15 protein-coding genes are annotated in these 18,435 nt (G+C 58.7%); 10 read left to right on the forward strand and 5 right to left on the reverse strand.

Annotated elements, in window-relative coordinates:
* Window position 1 precedes the first annotated feature (1 nt).
* From GFS31_RS04255 to GFS31_RS04265, 3 genes are all read left to right on the forward strand, one after another.
* Window positions 2-1,357 carry an MATE family efflux transporter gene (locus GFS31_RS04255; protein WP_198807023.1) on the forward strand — a complete coding sequence of 452 codons (1,356 nt, stop codon included), beginning with the start codon at window positions 2-4 and terminating at the stop codon, window positions 1,355-1,357.
* 121 nt (window positions 1,358-1,478) lie between these two features.
* Window positions 1,479-2,441, forward strand: a complete 963-nt coding sequence (locus tag GFS31_RS04260) for a histone deacetylase (protein ID WP_198807024.1) — start codon at window positions 1,479-1,481, stop codon at window positions 2,439-2,441.
* Window positions 2,442-2,690: 249 nt separating this feature from the next.
* Window positions 2,691-3,899, forward strand: coding sequence for a hypothetical protein (locus GFS31_RS04265; protein WP_198807025.1), 1,209 nt, complete (start codon window positions 2,691-2,693; stop codon window positions 3,897-3,899).
* A 105-nt stretch (window positions 3,900-4,004) separates the two neighbouring features.
* Here the strand turns inward: GFS31_RS04265 and GFS31_RS04270 are convergent, their stop codons facing one another.
* On the reverse strand, window positions 4,005-4,481 hold the full coding sequence (locus tag GFS31_RS04270; RefSeq protein WP_198807026.1) for a CRR6 family NdhI maturation factor: 477 nt from the start codon (window positions 4,479-4,481) through the stop codon (window positions 4,005-4,007).
* Between the two features lie 121 nt (window positions 4,482-4,602).
* Between GFS31_RS04270 and wecB the strand changes: the two genes are divergently transcribed.
* The 3 genes from wecB (at window position 4,603) to GFS31_RS04285 (ending at window position 7,711) form a co-directional block, all read left to right on the forward strand.
* Window positions 4,603-5,715, forward strand: a complete 1,113-nt coding sequence (gene wecB, locus GFS31_RS04275; protein WP_198807027.1) for a non-hydrolyzing UDP-N-acetylglucosamine 2-epimerase — start codon at window positions 4,603-4,605, stop codon at window positions 5,713-5,715.
* Between the two features lie 170 nt (window positions 5,716-5,885).
* A complete protein-coding gene (locus GFS31_RS04280; protein ID WP_317135072.1) occupies window positions 5,886-6,665 on the forward strand; it encodes a Uma2 family endonuclease in 780 nt (259 codons plus the stop codon).
* Window positions 6,666-6,991: 326 nt separating this feature from the next.
* Window positions 6,992-7,711: a response regulator transcription factor gene (locus tag GFS31_RS04285; RefSeq protein ID WP_198807028.1), complete on the forward strand. Its 720-nt coding sequence runs from the start codon at window positions 6,992-6,994 to the stop codon at window positions 7,709-7,711.
* A gap of 159 nt (window positions 7,712-7,870) precedes the next feature.
* Here GFS31_RS04285 and GFS31_RS04290 read toward each other — a convergent pair whose 3' ends face one another.
* Window positions 7,871-9,127 (reverse strand): hypothetical protein, encoded by a 1,257-nt coding sequence (locus tag GFS31_RS04290; protein WP_225907559.1) that lies wholly within the window; start codon window positions 9,125-9,127, stop codon window positions 7,871-7,873.
* 692 nt (window positions 9,128-9,819) lie between these two features.
* Between GFS31_RS04290 and GFS31_RS04295 the strand changes: the two genes are divergently transcribed.
* The 3 genes from GFS31_RS04295 (at window position 9,820) to GFS31_RS04305 (ending at window position 13,571) form a co-directional block, all read left to right on the forward strand.
* Window positions 9,820-10,512 carry a response regulator gene (locus GFS31_RS04295; RefSeq protein ID WP_198807029.1) on the forward strand — a complete coding sequence of 231 codons (693 nt, stop codon included), beginning with the start codon at window positions 9,820-9,822 and terminating at the stop codon, window positions 10,510-10,512.
* A gap of 51 nt (window positions 10,513-10,563) precedes the next feature.
* Window positions 10,564-12,288, forward strand: a complete 1,725-nt coding sequence (locus tag GFS31_RS04300; RefSeq protein WP_198807030.1) for a putative bifunctional diguanylate cyclase/phosphodiesterase — start codon at window positions 10,564-10,566, stop codon at window positions 12,286-12,288.
* A gap of 146 nt (window positions 12,289-12,434) precedes the next feature.
* A complete protein-coding gene (locus tag GFS31_RS04305) occupies window positions 12,435-13,571 on the forward strand; it encodes a response regulator (protein ID WP_198807031.1) in 1,137 nt (378 codons plus the stop codon).
* A gap of 255 nt (window positions 13,572-13,826) precedes the next feature.
* On the opposite strand, the gene GFS31_RS04310 is transcribed toward GFS31_RS04305, so the two are convergent.
* The 3 genes from GFS31_RS04310 to GFS31_RS04320 form a co-directional block, all read right to left on the reverse strand.
* Window positions 13,827-15,728, reverse strand: a complete 1,902-nt coding sequence (locus GFS31_RS04310; RefSeq protein ID WP_198807032.1) for a transketolase C-terminal domain-containing protein — start codon at window positions 15,726-15,728, stop codon at window positions 13,827-13,829.
* A gap of 328 nt (window positions 15,729-16,056) precedes the next feature.
* Complete coding sequence (locus tag GFS31_RS04315) at window positions 16,057-16,413, reverse strand: hypothetical protein (protein WP_263974899.1); 357 nt, start codon at window positions 16,411-16,413, stop codon at window positions 16,057-16,059.
* Window positions 16,414-16,727: 314 nt separating this feature from the next.
* Window positions 16,728-17,921, reverse strand: a complete 1,194-nt coding sequence (locus GFS31_RS04320) for a ferrochelatase (RefSeq protein WP_198807033.1) — start codon at window positions 17,919-17,921, stop codon at window positions 16,728-16,730.
* 249 nt (window positions 17,922-18,170) lie between these two features.
* Between GFS31_RS04320 and rpmF the strand changes: the two genes are divergently transcribed.
* The gene (gene rpmF / locus GFS31_RS04325; RefSeq protein ID WP_198807034.1) at window positions 18,171-18,347 is read left to right on the forward strand and encodes a 50S ribosomal protein L32; all 177 of its coding nucleotides are present in this window, start codon (window positions 18,171-18,173) and stop codon (window positions 18,345-18,347) included.
* The last annotated feature ends 88 nt before the right edge of the window (window positions 18,348-18,435 follow it).

Here is an 18,435-nt window from a genome sequence, read left to right on the forward strand (position 1 = left end):
TATGAATCCCAAGACTGGCCCATCCGGGTTGAGCGAATCGCTACGGTTCAGCCGTTTCGGTCGGCTGGCGGTGGCGAATATCCTGTCGAACCTGATGGTGCCCCTGGCGGGGTTGGTGGATACCGCTTTTTTGGGCCACCTCGACGACATTCACCATTTGGGCGGCGTGGCTCTGGCGACGGCCATTTTTAACGTGGTCTACTGGAGCTTTGGCTTTCTCCGCATGGGCACCACGGGCACCACGGCCCAAGCGCGGGGGCGGGGCGATGGGGTTGGCCTCTGGCTGATTTTGCTGCGCAATGGTGCGGTGGCCCTCGGTGGTGGCCTGCTGATTTTGTTGCTTCAGGTGCCGATTCGTGAGGCGGGTTTCTCGCTGCTGCAAGCGGAGGCGGCGGTGAAGGCGGCGGGCTATGCCTTTTATAATGCCCGGATTTGGGATGCTCCGGCGGTGCTGCTAAATCTGGTGCTGCTGGGCTGGTTTTTGGGCCAGGAGCAGGGGCGGCGGGTGTTGGTGCTGTCGCTGATTGGCAACGGCAGCAATGTGTTGTTTAACAGCTTGTTTATCGGCTACCTGGGCTGGGCCAGCGCCGGGGCGGGGCTGGGGACGGCCCTCAGCCAGTACGTCACGATGCTGGTGGGGGTGGGGCTGATTCTGCGTGACGGGGGCTTTGCCAAGCTGCGCCAGGTTGCGCCCCAGGGCTGGGATAGGCAAGCCCTCAAGGGCGTTTTTTCGCTGAATCGCGACATTCTGATTCGTACCTTTGCCCTGGTGATAAGTTTGGCCCTGTTTACCAACCTCAGCTCGGCCCTGGGCACCCAAACCCTTGCTGCCAATACGCTGCTGCTTCAGGTGGTGATGCTATCGGCCTACTTCATCGACGGCATCGCCTTTGCCACCGAAAGCTTTGCCGGACGCTACTATGGCAGCGGCAACCGGGCTGAACTGCGGCGGCTCTTGTGGCTGGGCGGCGGCACCAGCGTCGGGCTGGGGCTCACCTTTGCCCTCACCTTTAACCTCTTTCCCCAAACCCTCTTTGGCCTGCTCACCAGCCACAAAACCGTCATCGACACCGTAGAAATCTACGTCCGCTGGCTGCTCCCGATTCTCTCGCTGGGGGCCATTGCCTATATGCTAGACGGCTATTTTCTGGGGCTCACCGCCGGAAAGGTGCTGCGCAATGCCACTGTCCTAGCCGCTGGCATGGGCTTTTTCCCGCTGGCGATGGTAGCCCAGCGCCTGGAGAGCCCCCACCTCCTCTGGCTGGCGCTCACGGGGCTGATGGCGGGCCGAGCCGTAACCCTGTTGTGGGCCGTTCCCAAATCGCTTCAACCCGATCCGCCACCCGGCACCCCCTAAAATGGGGTATGGACGCCGTCATCCAGATCAACAAAGCCCGACTAGATCAGGCCCGACTCAGTTTCTAGATTTTATCGATCCCCGTGCGATCCCCACATCCCCTCGGAAAGCAAGCCCCTCAATGCACCACGACTTCTCCCTGGCTGATTTTGCGATTTTCTATTCTCCCGTTTTCCTCACCCACGATACGGGGCAAATTCACCCGGAAAATGCCGGACGTCTCACGGCCATCCTGAACGCCCTCAACGCTTCGCCCTGGGCCGATCACCTCGACTGGCGCGAGCCTACCCCCGCCGATTCGCGCCAGGTGGATGAAGCGATTGTCGCCGTTCACGATCCCGCCTACATCGCCAAAATTCGGCAGTTTGCTGCAGCGGGCGGCGGCTACTGGGATGGCGATACCGCCGTGTCTCCCGCCAGCTATGAGGCGGCACGGCTGGCGGTGAGCGCGTGGCTAGACGGGGTGGATTATGTGCTGCAAACGGGGCATTCGGCCTTTGCCCTGGTGCGTCCCCCCGGCCACCACGCCATCCGGGATAGCGGCATGGGCTTTTGCCTGTTTTCCAACGCCGCCATTGCCGCCCACTATGCCCTCCAGCAACCGGGCATTCGGCGGGTTGCTATTTTGGATTGGGACGTCCACCACGGTAACGGCACCCAGTCTTTGGTAGAAGCCAACCCCGCCATCGCCTACTGCTCGCTGCACCAGTTTCCGGCCTATCCCGGCACCGGGCGCAGCACCGAAACGGGCCTCCATCACAACGTCCTCAACCTGCCCATGCCACCGGGCAGCACCAGCGCCGACTACCACAAAAAATTTGACCAGCAGGCGATTCCCTTCCTGCGGGCGTTTAACCCCGATATTTTGCTGATCAGCGCCGGATATGATGCCACCGCCGCCGATCCCCTGGCCAGCATAAACCTGCATCCCCAAGACTACGCGACCTTTACCCAATTTGCCCTGCGCGTGACCGACAAAATCCTCTTTGGCCTAGAGGGCGGCTACGACTACAACGCCCTCAGCCAATCGGTGATGGCTACCATTGGCGCAAGGCTAGGGCTAGGATCTGGCCTCCTGCCCTGACCGCCAGCCACCAAGTCCGGCCCACCCCAGGGAAGATTGGCCTGGGGTTATGCCCGGTACTGTTTAGACTGGCGGCGGTTCAAAGGGCGGGTTAGATTCGTTGACGGCAAGGTTTGCTGAGGGCGGCTAGAGTAGCAAACCCGCTAGACTGGATGGGGTGCTGTGGGTGACTGCTCATTGCCATCGCCCGCAATGTTCTGTGCTGAAGTTGATCCTAAGCCACCTTTTCCTTCTAAGTCGCCCTACGGAATGTCTGTACTAAGCCCCCTTTACCCTGCCCTCCAGGCCATCGCCACCCCGGCCCTGGTGTACGACGAAGCGCGACTTCGGGCTAATGCCGAGCGGATTCAGTCCTTGGGGCAGCGCTACGGATTTACGCCCCTGCTGGCGATGAAAGCCTCCTATGCGGGGCTGGGGGCGTTGTCGGAGGTGCCGGGGCTGGTGCCTGAAGTGGGTTCCATTGGCGAACTGCGGCTGTCCCAAACGCTCTTTCCAGAGGTGCCTGCCCACGGTTTTTTTGTCGCCATCGTTGAGGAAGAATGGGACGAAATTGCCCAGGGCGTTGGGCATTTGTCCTTTAATTCCCTCAATCAGGCGGCGCAATTTGGCCCTAGGGCGGCGGCGGCGGGTATTGCAGCGGCCATTCGGGTAAACCCCTTGGTGCAGGTCTCGTCCCACAGCGACTACGATGCCGGGGCAAAGGGCTGTCGGTTTGGGGTGCCCCTGGCAGAATTGCCCTCGGAGTTGCCGGACTCCATCGCCGGACTCCATGCCCATGTGTTGTGCGAAAACGGCGCGGCAGACTTGGCCCAAGTGGTGGAAGTGTTGCTGAAAGAGGGCGGACATTGGCTCTCCCAGGTGCAGTACCTCAACCTGGGCGGGGGCCATTTGATGACCGCTGAGGACTACGAGGATCAGCACCTAGGGGCAGCTTTGGCCCACCTCAAACAAGCCCATCCCCACCTAGACCTGTTTTTAGAGCCCGGTGCCGCCTGGTTTTGGGAGGCAGGTCAACTGGTGGTAATGGTGCGGGACATTGTGCGCCCCAGCGGCATTGCCACGGCAATTATCGACTGCTCCTTCCGCGCCCACCTGAACGATTTTTTAATTGGGTCACTGTTGGCGGATCTGCCGCTGACCATCACAGGGGCATCCTATGTCTCCCCAGAGGACTACGCCCAACTATCCGACGAAGCCCGTGCCCGTACTTACCGCATCGGTGGCCTATCCTGCGCCACCTGCGACTCTAAAGAGTATTACCAGTTTGCCCAACCGCTGCGGGTGGGCGACCGTCTGGTGATGGAAAATATGGGCCACTACGTCGATGTTACCTATAGCTGGTTCAATGGCCTGCCGCCGCCGTCGGTGTATCGCCTGACGAAAGCCGCCGCCACCCTAGAGCGAGACCACCCCTACCGCGAGTTCCTTCAGAGCAATCTCCCCTTCCATCGACGATAATCATCCCCTATTCCGGCTCCCCTCTTCCCGTGGGAGAGGGGCTGGGGGTGAGGGCCAATCCCCGCCAAAGAGGGTTTAGGGAGAGGATTGGGAAGTGAGGACTCCCTAGGAGTTCAACAGCTCAAACAGGCCGTCGTCGATGTCGTAGCCCAGCATTTGGGTCATAAATTTGAGCTTGGTGGGGTTGAAGCGGCCCTGGGATTTGAGCCATTCGGCAATCACAAAAATCTTTTGCATCACAAAGATTTCTAGGGCTTCGGGGTTGTAGCGGATGCCGTCGGTGGGGCTGAATTGGTGGGGCACCAGCATAGCGGCATAGCGACCCAGTTCACCCGCTTCCCAGTCCAGCACCAGGGGGAGCCAAGGATAGCGGCTATCCAACCGAATGAACCACAGCCGCACCTCCGGCAGTTCCGACAGTTCCCTGGGGTCGGTGGGGTCGCGGGTGATGTCGATATCAAACCGCAGGCCCGCCTCGGTGATGCCCGGTTCGCTGGAGAGCAGGGCCTCAATCACCGCTGTGGCGGGGCCAAGGTCGAGGGTTTGCAGATGGCTATCGCGGAGGGTGATGGTGTGGGCCATGGGAAATCGGGCGAAACGGGACAGCCTCTATTGTGGCAGGGGGGTGGCAGCGGGGAAAGGGCGTGCCATGATCGGGGGCGGTTTTGCGGTCTAATAGTTGGGTATTGAGTGGACTTTGGCGATGACGGCTTCTCCCCGGCGCGTGTGCATTATTCTTGGAACTCGGCCCGAGGCCATTAAGCTGGCCCCGGTGATTCGGGCCTTTCAGCAGGATGCCGAGTTTGAAACCCAGGTGGTGCTGACCGGGCAACACCGGGAAATGGTGGATCAGGTGATGACCCTGTTTGACCTGCGGGCCGATGCCGACCTGGCGATCATGCAGCCAAAGCAAACCCTCACCGATATCACCTGCCGCAGCCTCCAAGGGCTAGAGGCCCATTTTCAAACCCTGAAGCCCGATCTGGTGATTGTGCAAGGGGATACGACCACCGCCTTTGCCGCCGCCCTCGCCGCCTTTTACCAACACATCCCGGTGGGCCACGTAGAGGCCGGACTTCGCACCGACAATATCTATAGCCCCTACCCCGAAGAGGCCAACCGACGGCTGATTTCCCAGCTCACCACCCTGCACTTTGCCCCCACCACCAAGGCCGTCGATCACCTCAAAGCCTCCAGCGTGGTCGGAGCCATTCACCACACGGGCAATACCGTGATCGATGCCCTGCTCACCGTGGCCGCCCAACGGCCCGACTGCCCCATCGACGGGCTAGATTGGGATCAGTACCGGGTGATTTTGGCCACCGTCCACCGTCGGGAAAACTGGGGCGCACCCCTGGGCGACATCGCTGCCGGATTCCTCGACATCCTAGAGGCCCAGCCCGACACCGCCCTGCTGCTGCCCCTGCACCGCAACCCCCTCGTGCGGGAACCCCTCACCGCCGTTCTGGGGAGTCATCCCCGCGTGTTTTTGACCGAACCCCTGGACTACCGCGCCCTGGTGGGGGCCATGCAGCGCTGTCACCTGTTGTTGACCGACTCCGGTGGCCTGCAAGAGGAAGCCCCCGGTCTGGGCAAACCCGTCCTTGTGCTGCGCGACACCACGGAACGCCCCGAAGCCATTGACGCTGGCACCGCCCGCCTGATCGGCACCGACCGGGACGCCATCCGCGATCACGCCCTGGAACTGCTGACCAACCCCGCCGCCTACGACGCCATGGCCCAGGCCGTCAATCCCTTCGGCGATGGCCACGCCTCCGAGCGCATCCTCGCCATCGTCAAAGCTTACCTAGGCTGAGTTTGGGTTAAACCCAGGAACATTGAGTTGCTCTAGCTCCCCTCTCCCCACGGGAGAGGGGCCGGGGGTGAGGGTGCCAGGACATGGGGCCGCTGAGCTTCATGCTCCCTGAAGTTACTCCGGTGGGGGATTCGCTACCATAGACACCATCGTCATTCTGCCCTGCCGCTGTGACTGCCGCCCAGCCCCGCCCCACGGATGTGGCCCCCGCGCCCAGCCCTGACCCCATCCACTACCCCAGTTCCGACGGTGAGCCCGTGGCTGAAACCTACGTCCATTTCTATGCGCTCCTCGCGACGCTGGAGGTGCTGCGCCAGTATTTGGAGGGCCGACGAGCCACGGTGCTGGCCAACCAGTTTCTCTATTATTCCCAGGGAATGCCGAAACTGCGGGTGGCCCCCGATGTGATGGTGATTTTTGACGTGGAGCCCGGTGGTCGAGACAACTATAAGGTGTGGGAAGAGAGCCAGGTGCCCAGTGTGATTTTTGAGATGACCTCGGCGGGCACCCAAGACCAGGACAAAACCTTCAAAAGAACCCTCTACGAGCAGATGGGCGTGGCGGAATACTGGCTGTTTGACCCCAAGGGTGAATGGGTCGAAGGCCAGTTGCAGGGCTACCGTTTAGAGCATGATGTGTACTACCCCATCACCGATGGCCGCAGCGAGCCCCTCCAGCTACGGCTTCAGGCGGAGGGTTCTTTAATTGGGTTCTATCGCGAAGACACCGGGGAAAAATTGCTGATTCCCGGCGAACTGGCCCAGGCGCTCCAGCAAGAATCCGTCGCCCGTCAGCAGGCTGAACAGCGGGCTGAACAAGAACGCCAGCGAGCCGAGCAGGCCGAAGCTCGCCTCATAGAACTGCAAGCGCAACTAAAGGCCCACGGTATTGATGTGATTGATCCTTTGGATCCAGGGTCTCCGTCCCAGAGCGAGTGGTCTGAAGCCTAAAAGACCCCAAGGTTCCCTAGGCTTACGGAGCGACGTCAGGACGATATCCACCGATTGAAAGACGATCATGGGCCACAATTTGCCGTCGTCCTCTGGAAATTGACCCGAGAGCCATGTAGATTTACGGAGGCTGGCATGGCATCTTCACAAAAATCTCTAGTAAGCTAGGAAATCATCCGACTGTTTATGGCGGAAAACGTGAAGAACCGATGAAAACCATGAAGGAACCCTGACTATCCCCTCCGGGAGTGGCGATAGCGCCAGGAGGTTCAACCTCGGTTTTTCAGTCCTCACCCTTTCAGTCCCCCTAAACCCAAGGTGCGATCATGGCGGAAGCCAAAATCCTAGTTGTTGATGACGATCCTGCCATTCGCAACCTGATCTATCGATTTTTGTCGAAGCAGGATTACACCATGGAGGCGGCTGAGGACGGCAAAAAGGCGCTAGCGGCGTTTGAGCAGTTCACGCCGGATCTGGTGATCCTCGATGTGAACCTGCCCGACACCAACGGCTACGACCTCTGCAAGGAGATGCAATCTCGCACGGGGGTGTTTGTACTGATGCTGACCAGCCGCACCGACGAAGCGGATAAAATTCGCGGTTTTGCCGAAGGGGCCGATGACTACCTCACCAAGCCCTTCAGCCTGTTAGAACTGGAGGTGCGGGTGGGGGCCATCCTCAAGCGCCAGCGCCCCGTCACCGCCGCCGAGCAGCAATGCCTCTCCTTCGACAGCCTAGTGATTGACCCGGTACGGCGAGAGGTGATGCTCGATCATGACCTGGTGCCCCTCACGGCCCTAGAGTTTGACTTGCTGCACTTCTTGGCCAGTCATCCGGGCCGGGTGTGGCGACGGGCGGAGCTGATCCAAAAGGTCTGGGACTATGACTACGTGGGCGACCAGCGGGTGGTGGATGTCCATGTGGGGCAAATTCGCAAAAAAATTGAGAAGGATATCAACGAACCCGCCCTGATCCAAACCGTGCGGGGGGTCGGTTACAAATTCGAGCCTCCCCATGGCGTAACGGAAGGCCAAGCCTCTGCCTAACGCCCATGGAGCCTTTGGCCTGTCACAGCCTAGGCTGGCGGAATTGGGGTAGATTCGGGGTTAGGCCGAGCCAAACGAGTGAACCGTGCGCGGCAGGGTGGGCCTCTGGCCTGCTGGGGAGGCCGTCCAGCCGGATATTTCCTAGGAGCTTGGAATGGGCTAGGACTTGTCTCCGTCGCGACGGCTTTGGTTGCGGTAGTCCCAGGCTTGTTTGAGGACCTGACTCCAGGTGCGGTGCACCTTCTTCGACGTCCAGCCTAGACAGCGGGCCAGGGTATCTTCATCGCCCTGATCCGCTCCATCGGTCTGACGTTTGAGGTCGATGAGGCGGCGATGATCAACGGGCAAACTTGCCAAAAAGCCCTGCCATTCTTCAGGCGTCATGCCTAGGCTATCTTCTAGGTTGGCCCCTAGCCACTGGTGTACCAGCGCCCACTCGTGCTGTTGGGCGAATTTTTCGACGTGGTACTTGAACCGCTGTTGCAGGTAATCGCGCTGACGGGGGGAGAGCCCTAGGATTTCATCAATTTCGGCGGCGGAACAGTCCTCCAGCTTGAGGACGAGGTAGTCAATGCAGTCTGTTTGGTTTTGGGCTTTGAAATAGTCCACCAGGGTAGCAATGACCCGATCTCGCATCACCGCTGCCCCTGGGTCGTAGGCGTCGGTTTTCAGCTTGTCGCGCACCTCCTGCACCAGGGAACTGCGAGCGTAGGTTTCGGCTTCTTCGGATTTGGCTCCATCGCTCACCAGACCCATATCCACGGAGGTTTCGGCGGGCTGACGGCGGCTAAAGGACTGGGCTCGCAGCACAATCAACTGCTGGCTATGGCGACCGGGGAGGGTAATGCGGCGCTTGGCATACTGCTCGCTGAAGGCCATGTATTCCGCCAGTTCTAACTGGGTGCGCGGGGTGTAGGTGGCGGGTAGCTGGTGCTCTCGCCGAAAGGCATTCAGCACTTCGATATAGAAGATTTGCATGAAGTCTTCGATCAGCGCATAGCGGCCCTGAAAGCTGAGGTAGCTCTCCTTGGGGGCCACATGGCGATAGACGATGGCGCTGAGGTTGCTGTGCAGTTCCACCCGGCCCCGGCGAGACCCCATCTCATAGTAGGTCAGGCATTTGTCTACCCGATGGCGCACCAGGGCCATGGCCCAATGCTGTACATCGCCAGAGGACTGGATGCGGTCGCTGCGGTGGCAAATGCGATTGACCTCAGCCGCTAACCGTGCCGCCACTCCCTCCAGCCCCCCAGGGCGACGCTGGAGCCGTTCCTCAACGAGTTGTTCGATTCTTGGGGCCAACCCCCCGATGACGCCATCTTCCCCTGCCCTCCCAGGCTGGGACGATGAGTTGGAGGGAGGAGGTGCTCCTGGAGAGGATGCCGCCATAGTACAGGTGGTAGATGCAGTCTTCATAGATACCCAATCCTAGCAATGACACCGAAAGGAGAACCAGCGAGGCGAAAATTGCGCCGTGGTGTTCTGCTCTATCCACATCATCAGGGGAACTCAGCCGATTTCGAGGAATCTGTGTCAGTGCTTAAATTGGCTTCCGGAAATCGTCCTAAAGCCTCTGAAACCTAGTGTTTGACCCCTATTATTTGGGCCAATGGACAGATTGCCCCCGTGCCCTCGCCCGATGCTAGCCATGGCGACGAATGTATCACTTTATTACAGCCTCGGCTTCGTAGGGCTCCGTAAGGAGGGTAATCCTACGACATGGGAGCGCTGTGGGTAACGCCATCGTGATCTATCTGTCGCCACGACCTCTTCCCCCTGGCCTCTTCTACGGAGGGCCTACGGACTATCGCTGAGATTCCTGCGCAGGATGTCCTAGAAACTACGGAGCATGGCGATGGGGAAAGGTGAGGATGGCAAAGAAAGCTGAGACACGGACAATGAAGACAACTCCAAGCACAGTAATGTTTTGTGATAAACCTTTAGGGCCGAACGGTGTTTTCTTCGATTCTAACGGGCATCCTAGAGTTAGGGGAGCCCTGAACTGGCCCTCCCTAGCAAAACCTAGGTCGATGAACTAGGTTTGCCGTTAATATACCCACTCTTACCCCACCGATCCCCGATTCTATCCTGTACTGACGAGGCTAACCATGGCAAAGATTTTGGTGATTGAAGACGAGAAAGGCGTGCAGGATAATGTGGTTGACATTCTTCAACTGGAGGGGTTTACGGTCACGTTTGCAGACAATGGCCTGCTGGGGGTGTTGATGGCACGGGCAGAACAACCTGACCTCATCATTTGCGACATCATGATGCCCGAACTGGATGGCTATGGCGTTCTAGATCAACTGCGCCAGAATCCGGAGACTGCTACGATTCCCTTTATCTTTCTCACCGCCAAGGCCGACACGGTGGATTTGCGCCAGGGCATGGAATTGGGGGCCGATGACTACCTGACGAAGCCCTTTACCCCCCAGGAATTGCGTAAGGCGGTGGCTGTTCGCTTAGAAAAACAGGCCGCGATGATGGAAAAATACCAGCAGGAGCGAGAACGGGCACTGACCTATCAGCGGCAGGCCCAGGAGCGGCAAAATATCATTGACACCCAGGAAGACTTTCTGCGCAAGATGATTATGGACTTGCGGGATCCCCTGTCTAATATCAATATTGCCATTCAGCTTTTGGCCAGTAGCCAAGAAGAATCGGCGCGCCAACGCTACCTCAAGGTGCTGAGGGAGGAATGTTCTAAAGAAATTATGATGCTGAACCAAATGGCCCAGCTTCAAGACTTGATGTCTCCCCAAAATCTCAAGCTGTTGAATCAATTTAAGCTCATTCAGTAGGCGGCGCTGGATGAGCAATATGTCTTTTTCTGCACTGCCCCCAGAGGCCCCATGACTAAAATTTTAATCATTGAAGATGAAGCCTTCATCCGAGAAAATCTAGAGGATATTCTCTCCCTAGAGGGATTTGAAACCGTCACGGCTGCCGATGGAATGGCCGGGATTGCCATGGCCCAACGCGATCTCCCGGATTTGATCATCTGCGACATTATGATGCCCTACGGGGACGGCTATAGCGTCATCCAAGCTCTGCGCAACGGCCCGCAGACGAAGGCTATTCCCTTTATTTTTCTCACGGCCAAGGCTGACCGGGCCAGTTTGCGCCAGGGCATGACCCTAGGGGCCGATGACTACCTCACCAAGCCCTTCACCCCCCAGGAGGTGATCGGTTCCGTCCGTACCCGTCTGGAGAGACAGTTGGCCCAACAGGCGGCGTTCCAGACTCGGCTCCAGGATCTTTCCGCGCAGTTGAGTGATCAGCGCATCATGGATGCCGTGACCCGTCTGCCCAATCGCCTTGCCCTCACCCAGGCGTTCCATCGTCTACTGGCGGAGGACTCAGGGGCATCTCTGGCGGTTCTGTACCTAACCCTGAACCAAATGGGGTCGATTCGGGCGACCCTGGGGCCAGACCTCAACCCCACCCTAATTCGGCAGATTGGTCAGCATTTGATGGCCCTAGAGGCGGTGGGGGGGATGGCCTACCTGAGCGATCATCAGTTTGCGTTGGTGATGAGGCTAGGTGAGGGCCGTGACCTTGAAGGTCAGGTGGAGGCTGTGGCAGGAACCTTTGCGACCCCGATGCAGATATCCTCCCACGAGATTTTTCTGGCCCCTCGGTGGGGGGTAGCGGTTTATCCCCAGGATGGTGACGACCTCGATACCCTGCTGCTAGCGGCGGAACTGGCCGCGAGTCTATCGGAATTTAGCCCGAACGCCATCACCTTTTATTCCGACGACCTACAGCAGGATGCCAAGCATCGCTTTACCATCGAGGCTGACCTCTACCATGCCCTCGACCAGCAGCAGCTCCAGGTCTATTATCAGCCCCAGTTTGCCATTCAAACGGAGCAACTGGTGGGGGCAGAGGCGCTGATGCGGTGGCTGCACCCGGTGCGGGGCTACATTTCTCCGGCTCACTTTATCCCCATCGCCGAAGCCTCAAGGCTGATTATCCCGATGGGAGAATGGGTGCTGCGGGCCGCCTGTCAGCAAGTCCAGCAGTGGCCGCAGTATCCCGCTGGGGGGCACATCTCCGTCAACCTATCCACCCGACAGTTTACGGAACCGAACCTGATTGACACGGTGATCCATATCCTGGCGGAAACAGGGCTCTCTCCCCAGCGGCTGGAGCTCGAAATTACCGAAAGCATTCTCATGCAGGACGCCCACCTGGCGGAACAGACCCTAGCTCATTTGGCCGAGTTGGGGGTGCGGATTGCCATTGATGATTTTGGGGTGGGTTATTCTTCCTTTAAGTATCTCCAGCGGTTTAGCCTCAACACGTTGAAGCTGGATCGGTGCTTTGTGCAAAGTATGGCCACCAACGCCAAGAATCCTAAAATTGTGGCAGCCATGATTCACATGGCCCACGACCTGGGGCTAAGCGTAGTGGCGGAAGGCGTCGAACGCCAGGAAGAACTGGATCAACTGCGGGAGTTTGGCTGCGATATAGCCCAGGGCTATTGGTATAGCCAGCCGATTCCCCCTCACCAGTTTGAACAGCAGTATTTTACTAGCCCAGTCACGCCGTCCGCAGGGCCAACCCCGCGATGACCGCAAATGAGGGCGGTAGCCTAGGATATTGCCATCAGTGTGTTAGCTCCGCGTTTAGGTTTGATTTTTTGGCCCCGCTGAACCGTAAGACCGAACTTGGGCTCACCACTTCAGCCTCACCTTAGGAAAGACGAAGGACGTTCACCATGAAAAAGATTTTAGTCATCGAAGATGATCTCCAGGTTCAAGACAATATCTACGACATTTTAAGCCTGGAGGATTTTTATACCATCACCGCCTCCGATGGGGCCGAAGGGTTGATGCTGGCCCAAGAGGAGCGTCCTGATCTGATTATCTGTGACATTATGATGCCCCAGATGGATGGCTACGCAGTCCTCGCTGCGCTGAGGGCGGATGAGAATACGGCAGCTATTCCCTTCATTTTTTTGACGGCTAAGGCCGACCGCGACGATCTTCGCCAGGGGATGGCCCTCGGAGCCGATGACTATCTCACCAAACCCTTCACCCCCGACGAACTGCGGCAGTCCATCAACGCCCGCCTCGCCCGCCTAGAAAGCCAGCAACAGCAGACCCAGCGCCAGGTCGATCAACTGCGAGACACCATCTCCTACGCCCTGCCCTACGAACTCAACACCCCCCTCGTCGGCATCATCAACGGGGCTCACCTGCTGCGTACCAGCTACGCCTCCATGGATAAAGCCGAAATTGAAGAACTCCTCGGCGACATCGAGACCTCCGGCAATCGGCTCTATGCCCTGATCCAAAACTTCATCACCTACGCTGACCTAGAACTGGCCATTGCCAATCCCGAAACCGCCGACAAACTCCGGGCCCGAACCGAACCCTGCCTCACCGCCCCCGTTATCACCGCCGCCGCCGTTCAGCGGGCCAAGGCCGTCAACCGCGAAGCCGACCTCCATCTCGAACTTCAGGATGCCTACGTGCAAATTTCCGACTGGCGGCTGAAAAAGGCCGTCCAGGAAGTGGTCGATAACGCCTTCAAGTTTTCGCCAGCGGGCAACCCCGTGAAGGTCATTAGCCACGTCAAAGATGACCATCTGCACATCTTCGTCATCGACCAAGGCCGAGGCATGGACGCCGATCAAATCGAAGCGATTGGGGCTTATATGCAGTTCCAGCGCCGTCTCTATGAACGACCGGGAAGCGGGCTAGGGCTGGCCATCGCCAAGCTCACCATGGCCCTCTATGGTGGCGAACTCAATATCGAAAGCTTTGTGGGTCAACAAACCACCGTCCGCCTCACCCTCCCCACCGCCCAGGATATTAATATTGCCCACCGCGCAGACGACACCTCAGCCTAGGCACAAAAAGCCCCGGCGTCTGGAGGAAACCGGGGTTTTAGGTTATCTAGGTTCAGTAGATCACAAACGCACTCTTTTGCCACGATCCAGCCCTCACCCTAAATCCCTCTCCCAAGTTGGGAGAGGGACTTTGAAGGATTTTCCGGCTCCCCTCTCTTCTCTGGGAGAGGGGCTGGGGGTGTAGCTTGCTTCCCGCAGGGTGGACGGCGGGGGACTTTGCGATCCACGGAGGGTATCTCCGTGGATTCAGAACGCTTAGCCGACGAGTTCCTTCACCTTGGCCATAATGCCCACGGGATCAATGCCTTGGTGGGGATACTGTTCCCACAGACCGCCGCAGCCTTCTTCGTGGGTGCCCAGGTAGGCGAACTTGGGCGTATAGCCCCGCTCTAGCAGCCAGGAGCCAAAGCGGCTACCCAGGCCCGTCTTGCGGTTGAAGGCTTCCGTCACCAGCACAAAGGGAGCCTTGCCAATCTTGGCCATCATCTCTTCATCGACGACGTTGAGGGTGGCTTTGTTGATCAGACCCACATCAATGCCTTCCTGCTTCAGGCGTTCCACCGCATCCAGGGCGCGGTAGACGGAATCGCCAAAGGTGACGATGTAGCCAGCGGTGCCCTCACGGATGACTTCATCCTTACCGGGGGTGAAGGTGTAGTCGCCGCCGAACATTTCGTTGCCGTCGGCGTCGAGGATCATCGGCACCTTGGAGCGGGTGGAGAAGATGAAGCGCAGGCCGGGGTTGTGGAAGACCGTTTTGACGCAGGCTTTCATCTGGTTGGGGTCGGCGGGGAAGTAGAGGCGGGTTTCGTAGCCGTCATCCAGGCCGTTGTCGGCAAAGAAGTTGTTGAGGCCGAAGTGACAGGTGTTGTCGGCCATGTCGTCGATGCCGGAGTGGGAGAAGTGGCACAGCAGGTTGGAGTAGTTCAACCGGGCCATGGTGATCTCGGAAATGCACATTTCCAGGAAGGCCGCGAAGGTGGCGAAGACGCCCTGCTTGCCCTTGGCCATACCAAAGCCCGCCGCCGCCGACAGGTTGCCCCGCTCTTGGATGCCGCCGCTGACAAAGATTTCGGGGTAGGCTTTGCGAATTTGGGCCAGACCACAGGAGCCTTCCAGGTCGCTATCCACCACGAGGACGCTCTCTTTGCGGGTGGCTTCATCCAGGCCACCGAGGACTTCCACCATGGCATCGCCAAAGGTGTTGCGGTTGGCCCCGGTGGTTTTGCTAGAACCCAGGAATTCGTAGGTGCTGGGGCTGGGGGAAATGCTGTTGAGGATTTCCACCGCTGCGGTGTGGCCCTTGGCCGTGAGGTAGGCAATGGCGGCTTTGACGGAAATCACATCGTGGCCGTGGGTGCTGCCTTCGATGCCTTCGATGCCCACCGCCATGGCCCGCTTGTTGATTACCGCCACGGGGCCGGGGGTGTTGATGGCCTTGCAGATGTTGGCGTAGAGGCTGTCGATGTCTTCGCCGTCGCCCTCAAACACGGTGAGGCCGTGGCCTTCTAGGGTTTTCTTAACGCTGTAGCCGCCCATGTAGCTGGAGGGATGTCCGGCAATGGTGACGTCGTTATCGTCGATCAGCAGCTTCACATTGACGTGGTGGGCCACCGCAAAGCGGGCTGCTTCCGCATCGTTGCCCTCCTGTTGGGAACCATCGGAACCGAGGCAGAACACCGTCTTACCAGGATTGGCCATGGCCACGCCGTTGACGTAGGGCCACATGTGCCCCAAGCGGCCAGAGCTAAACTTCACGCCGGGGGTGAGGCCCAGTTCGGGGTGTCCGGGCAGCTTAGATCCGGCTTCGCGGTAGTGCATCAGTTGCTCGGCGGGCATATCGCCGTTCAGCACCGACATCAGGTATTGGGTGGCCACTCGGTGCCCCGCTTCGTCAAAAAACACAGGCACATACTTCTCGCCCGCACCCCGGAACAGGGCGTCCAAAATCACCACTTCGGGCACGGTGTCGTAGGGGCCGCCCGTGTGTCCGCCCACGCCGCGAGCGGCACCCGTGGCGGTAAAGAAGACAATGGCATCACGACAGAGCTGAATATTGGCCTTGATGGCGCTGCGCTGCTCGTCGGTGAGGGTGGGGTTAGCGGCATCTAGAGAAATTCGTTGGTACGCGCCCAGGTCAATGGGAAAGCTCGTCATAGTGATGTTGTCCTAGTGATTGGTCTAGTGGTTGGTCTAGCGGGGGAACGCCGCCACAGGGGACAGGCCACCGCCCATCTCGCCGCCGCACAGGTACGGTTAGAGATTCGTCCCTCTCCATCATTCAATACTGTGGGATCGCTGTGAAGGGCTGCATCAAGAGTTGGTTAAGGTTGGCGAGGCCGTGACCCAATGCCCTCCATCGTTCGGCGAGATCACACCAGCCTTGGCCACCCAAGCATCGTCCTTGGTACGCAGCCGCCACACCTCACCTCCAGCGCCAGATTCCCGCTCAGATATTGGGGAATTCAGCTCGGCCCTAGGGAGACTAGGCGGCGTCTTCTAGGCTGAGGTAGTCGGTGTAGCCCTCGGCCCCGCCGCCGTGCAGAAAAATCCGCCCGCCTTTTTCGTGGACGGCCTGGGTGACGGTCTTCCAGCCTTCCACTTGCTCGGTGCTGTGAATGCCGGGGGTAGCGGGGTAGCCCTGCCCTTCGGGGCACACCTGGCTGGCCTCGGAGATAATCAACCCCGCCGAGGCCCGTTGTTGGTAGTACAGCGCATTCAACGCCTGGGGCACATTGCCAGCCCCAGCCCGGTTGCGGGTGAGGGGAGCCATCACAATCCGGTTGGGTAGTTCGTAGCGCCCAAGCTGGATGGGGGTAAACAAATTCTTGTCGGTCGCCATGCCCATGATTCGCTTGTATCCAAAATGTCCTTCACTACTTTACGGACTTTGGCCTGTTCTTCGCCTCTCTCTTAATCGGTACGTTTCATTAGTACGCTGATGGGCTAATTTCATACGCCCGACTGCCGAGGTGTCCAAACGCCAATCCCCCTTCCCCTTCGCCCAAAAACATGGACGTCAGCCGCTCCCAAATTCAGGAAGATGCCAACGTCCAAGCCTGCCTTTAGCAGGGGAATGGAGGGGGATTGGCTAGCGCTAGCCGTTCAGTCCGAAGACTGCTCTGCGCCGACGATCTACGCCAATGGGGCTATCCGTTAGTGGTGGTGGCCGTGATCGTGGTGGTGACCGTGATCGTGGTGATGACCGTGATCGTGACCGTGGTGATGGCCTTGGACGGCGGCGGCTTGCACGGCGGCAAGGCTGGGATTCACGGCTAGGGCTTCGGCCTCTAGTAGGTCGGCGATGGGCTTATCGGCCCAGGTCGCGGCCATGGCCAAAAATTCGGGATGGTCGTTGACGCAGGGCATTTGCACGTAGGTCACATCCGGGCGGCGGCGGCGCAAACCGCTGATGATGTGCTCCACATCCAGCAGGGTTTCGTGGTTTTCGGTGGCAAAGCCGATGGGCATAAACACCAAGGCAGTGGCCCCCAGGTCAATCAAATTGCGGGCGGCGAGATCGGCATTGGGCTGCGTCCATTTGATGAGTGGTGTGTCGTGGTTGAGCCAGCCCACGGAAATCAGCGGATACTTTTGGATCAGCCTATCCCGCACCCGGTCATAGAGCTTTTGGCTTTCGTCGATGCCGGAGGTGAAGCCCTTGGCCTCGTGGGGGCAACCGTGGTTCATCAGCACAATGCCCGTTTGGGACGGCAGGTGGGCGACGGCCAAATCCTGGCGAATTTTGTCCTCAACGATGCGGGCCAGCAGGTCGATGTAAGCTGTTTCATCGAAAAACGAGGGAATATAGCGCATTCCCTTCACCCAGTGCTCCGTACCGTCCGCAAGCTTCGTTAAGGCTCCGTTGACCTGCTCTACCGCAATGCCGCTGGTAAAAATAGAATCCACCACCAGCAGGGGATAGATCAGCAGCTTGTCGAAACCCTCCTGCTTAACTTGCTCTAGCACCTGCTCCGGCAGAAAGGGTTTGCAGAAGTTGAAGGCCTTAAATACCTTCACCCGATCCCCCCAGCGCTGCTTCAGTTGGGCCTCAATGCCCGCCCGCTGGGCCTCAAAAATGGCGTTGTGGGGCGAAATAAAGTTGCCGTGCTGGTGGCTCCATTCGTGCAAATCAAAGGCCGCCAACAGCTTAGCCAAGGGGGGATAGACCCAGGTAGGCACCGGGGCAAACTTAGCCGTCAGCAAATTCAGCGCTTGCTCGTTGTAGTTGGCAAAGTCGTCGTAGCTTTCCACTTCGCCATAGCCCATCAGCAGCACCGCCACCCGGTTTTCGCCGGACGCCGCCGTAAAGGTCTCTGCACTTTGGATAATATCGGGGGTTGCAACCATAACGCTTTGCTCAGCTAGGAGATTTCCTCCAGGCTAACATCCCCCCCAAGGGGATCGTGTTAACAGATTATGTATCTTGCGCGCTGGATGTCATGGATCTTGATACCGTCGCGACGCGGATTTTGGGATGGCTTCACCCTTCGTCCAGGGGGCACCCACAGTTGCCCAAGGCAACCTAAACTCAGCATTGTTTAACCGCTCTGTTTTGTCGTATGCTTGTAAGGTTGTCAAGTTTAGCGTATTGCAGCCATGGCGGTTCCAAAGAAGAAAACCTCCAAACAAAAGCGCGACCAACGTCGGGCTACTTGGAGACGCACCGCAGCCCTTCAGGCCCAAAAGGCTATGTCTTTGGGTAAGTCGGTTCTCACGGGTCGTTCCACCAGCTTTGTCTATCCCTCCGATGAAGCCGACGAGGACGAAGAGTAGGTTTCCCGTTCGCCCCGTCGTAACTATGGAAATCCTGGCGTTATAGGCAGGGCAAGTTTTTGTCCTGCTTTTTGCGCGTCTAGCGTTC

Origin of the sequence: Leptolyngbya sp. BL0902 (assembly GCF_016403105.1) — a bacterium.
GTDB lineage: Bacteria > Cyanobacteriota > Cyanobacteriia > Phormidesmidales > Phormidesmidaceae > Nodosilinea.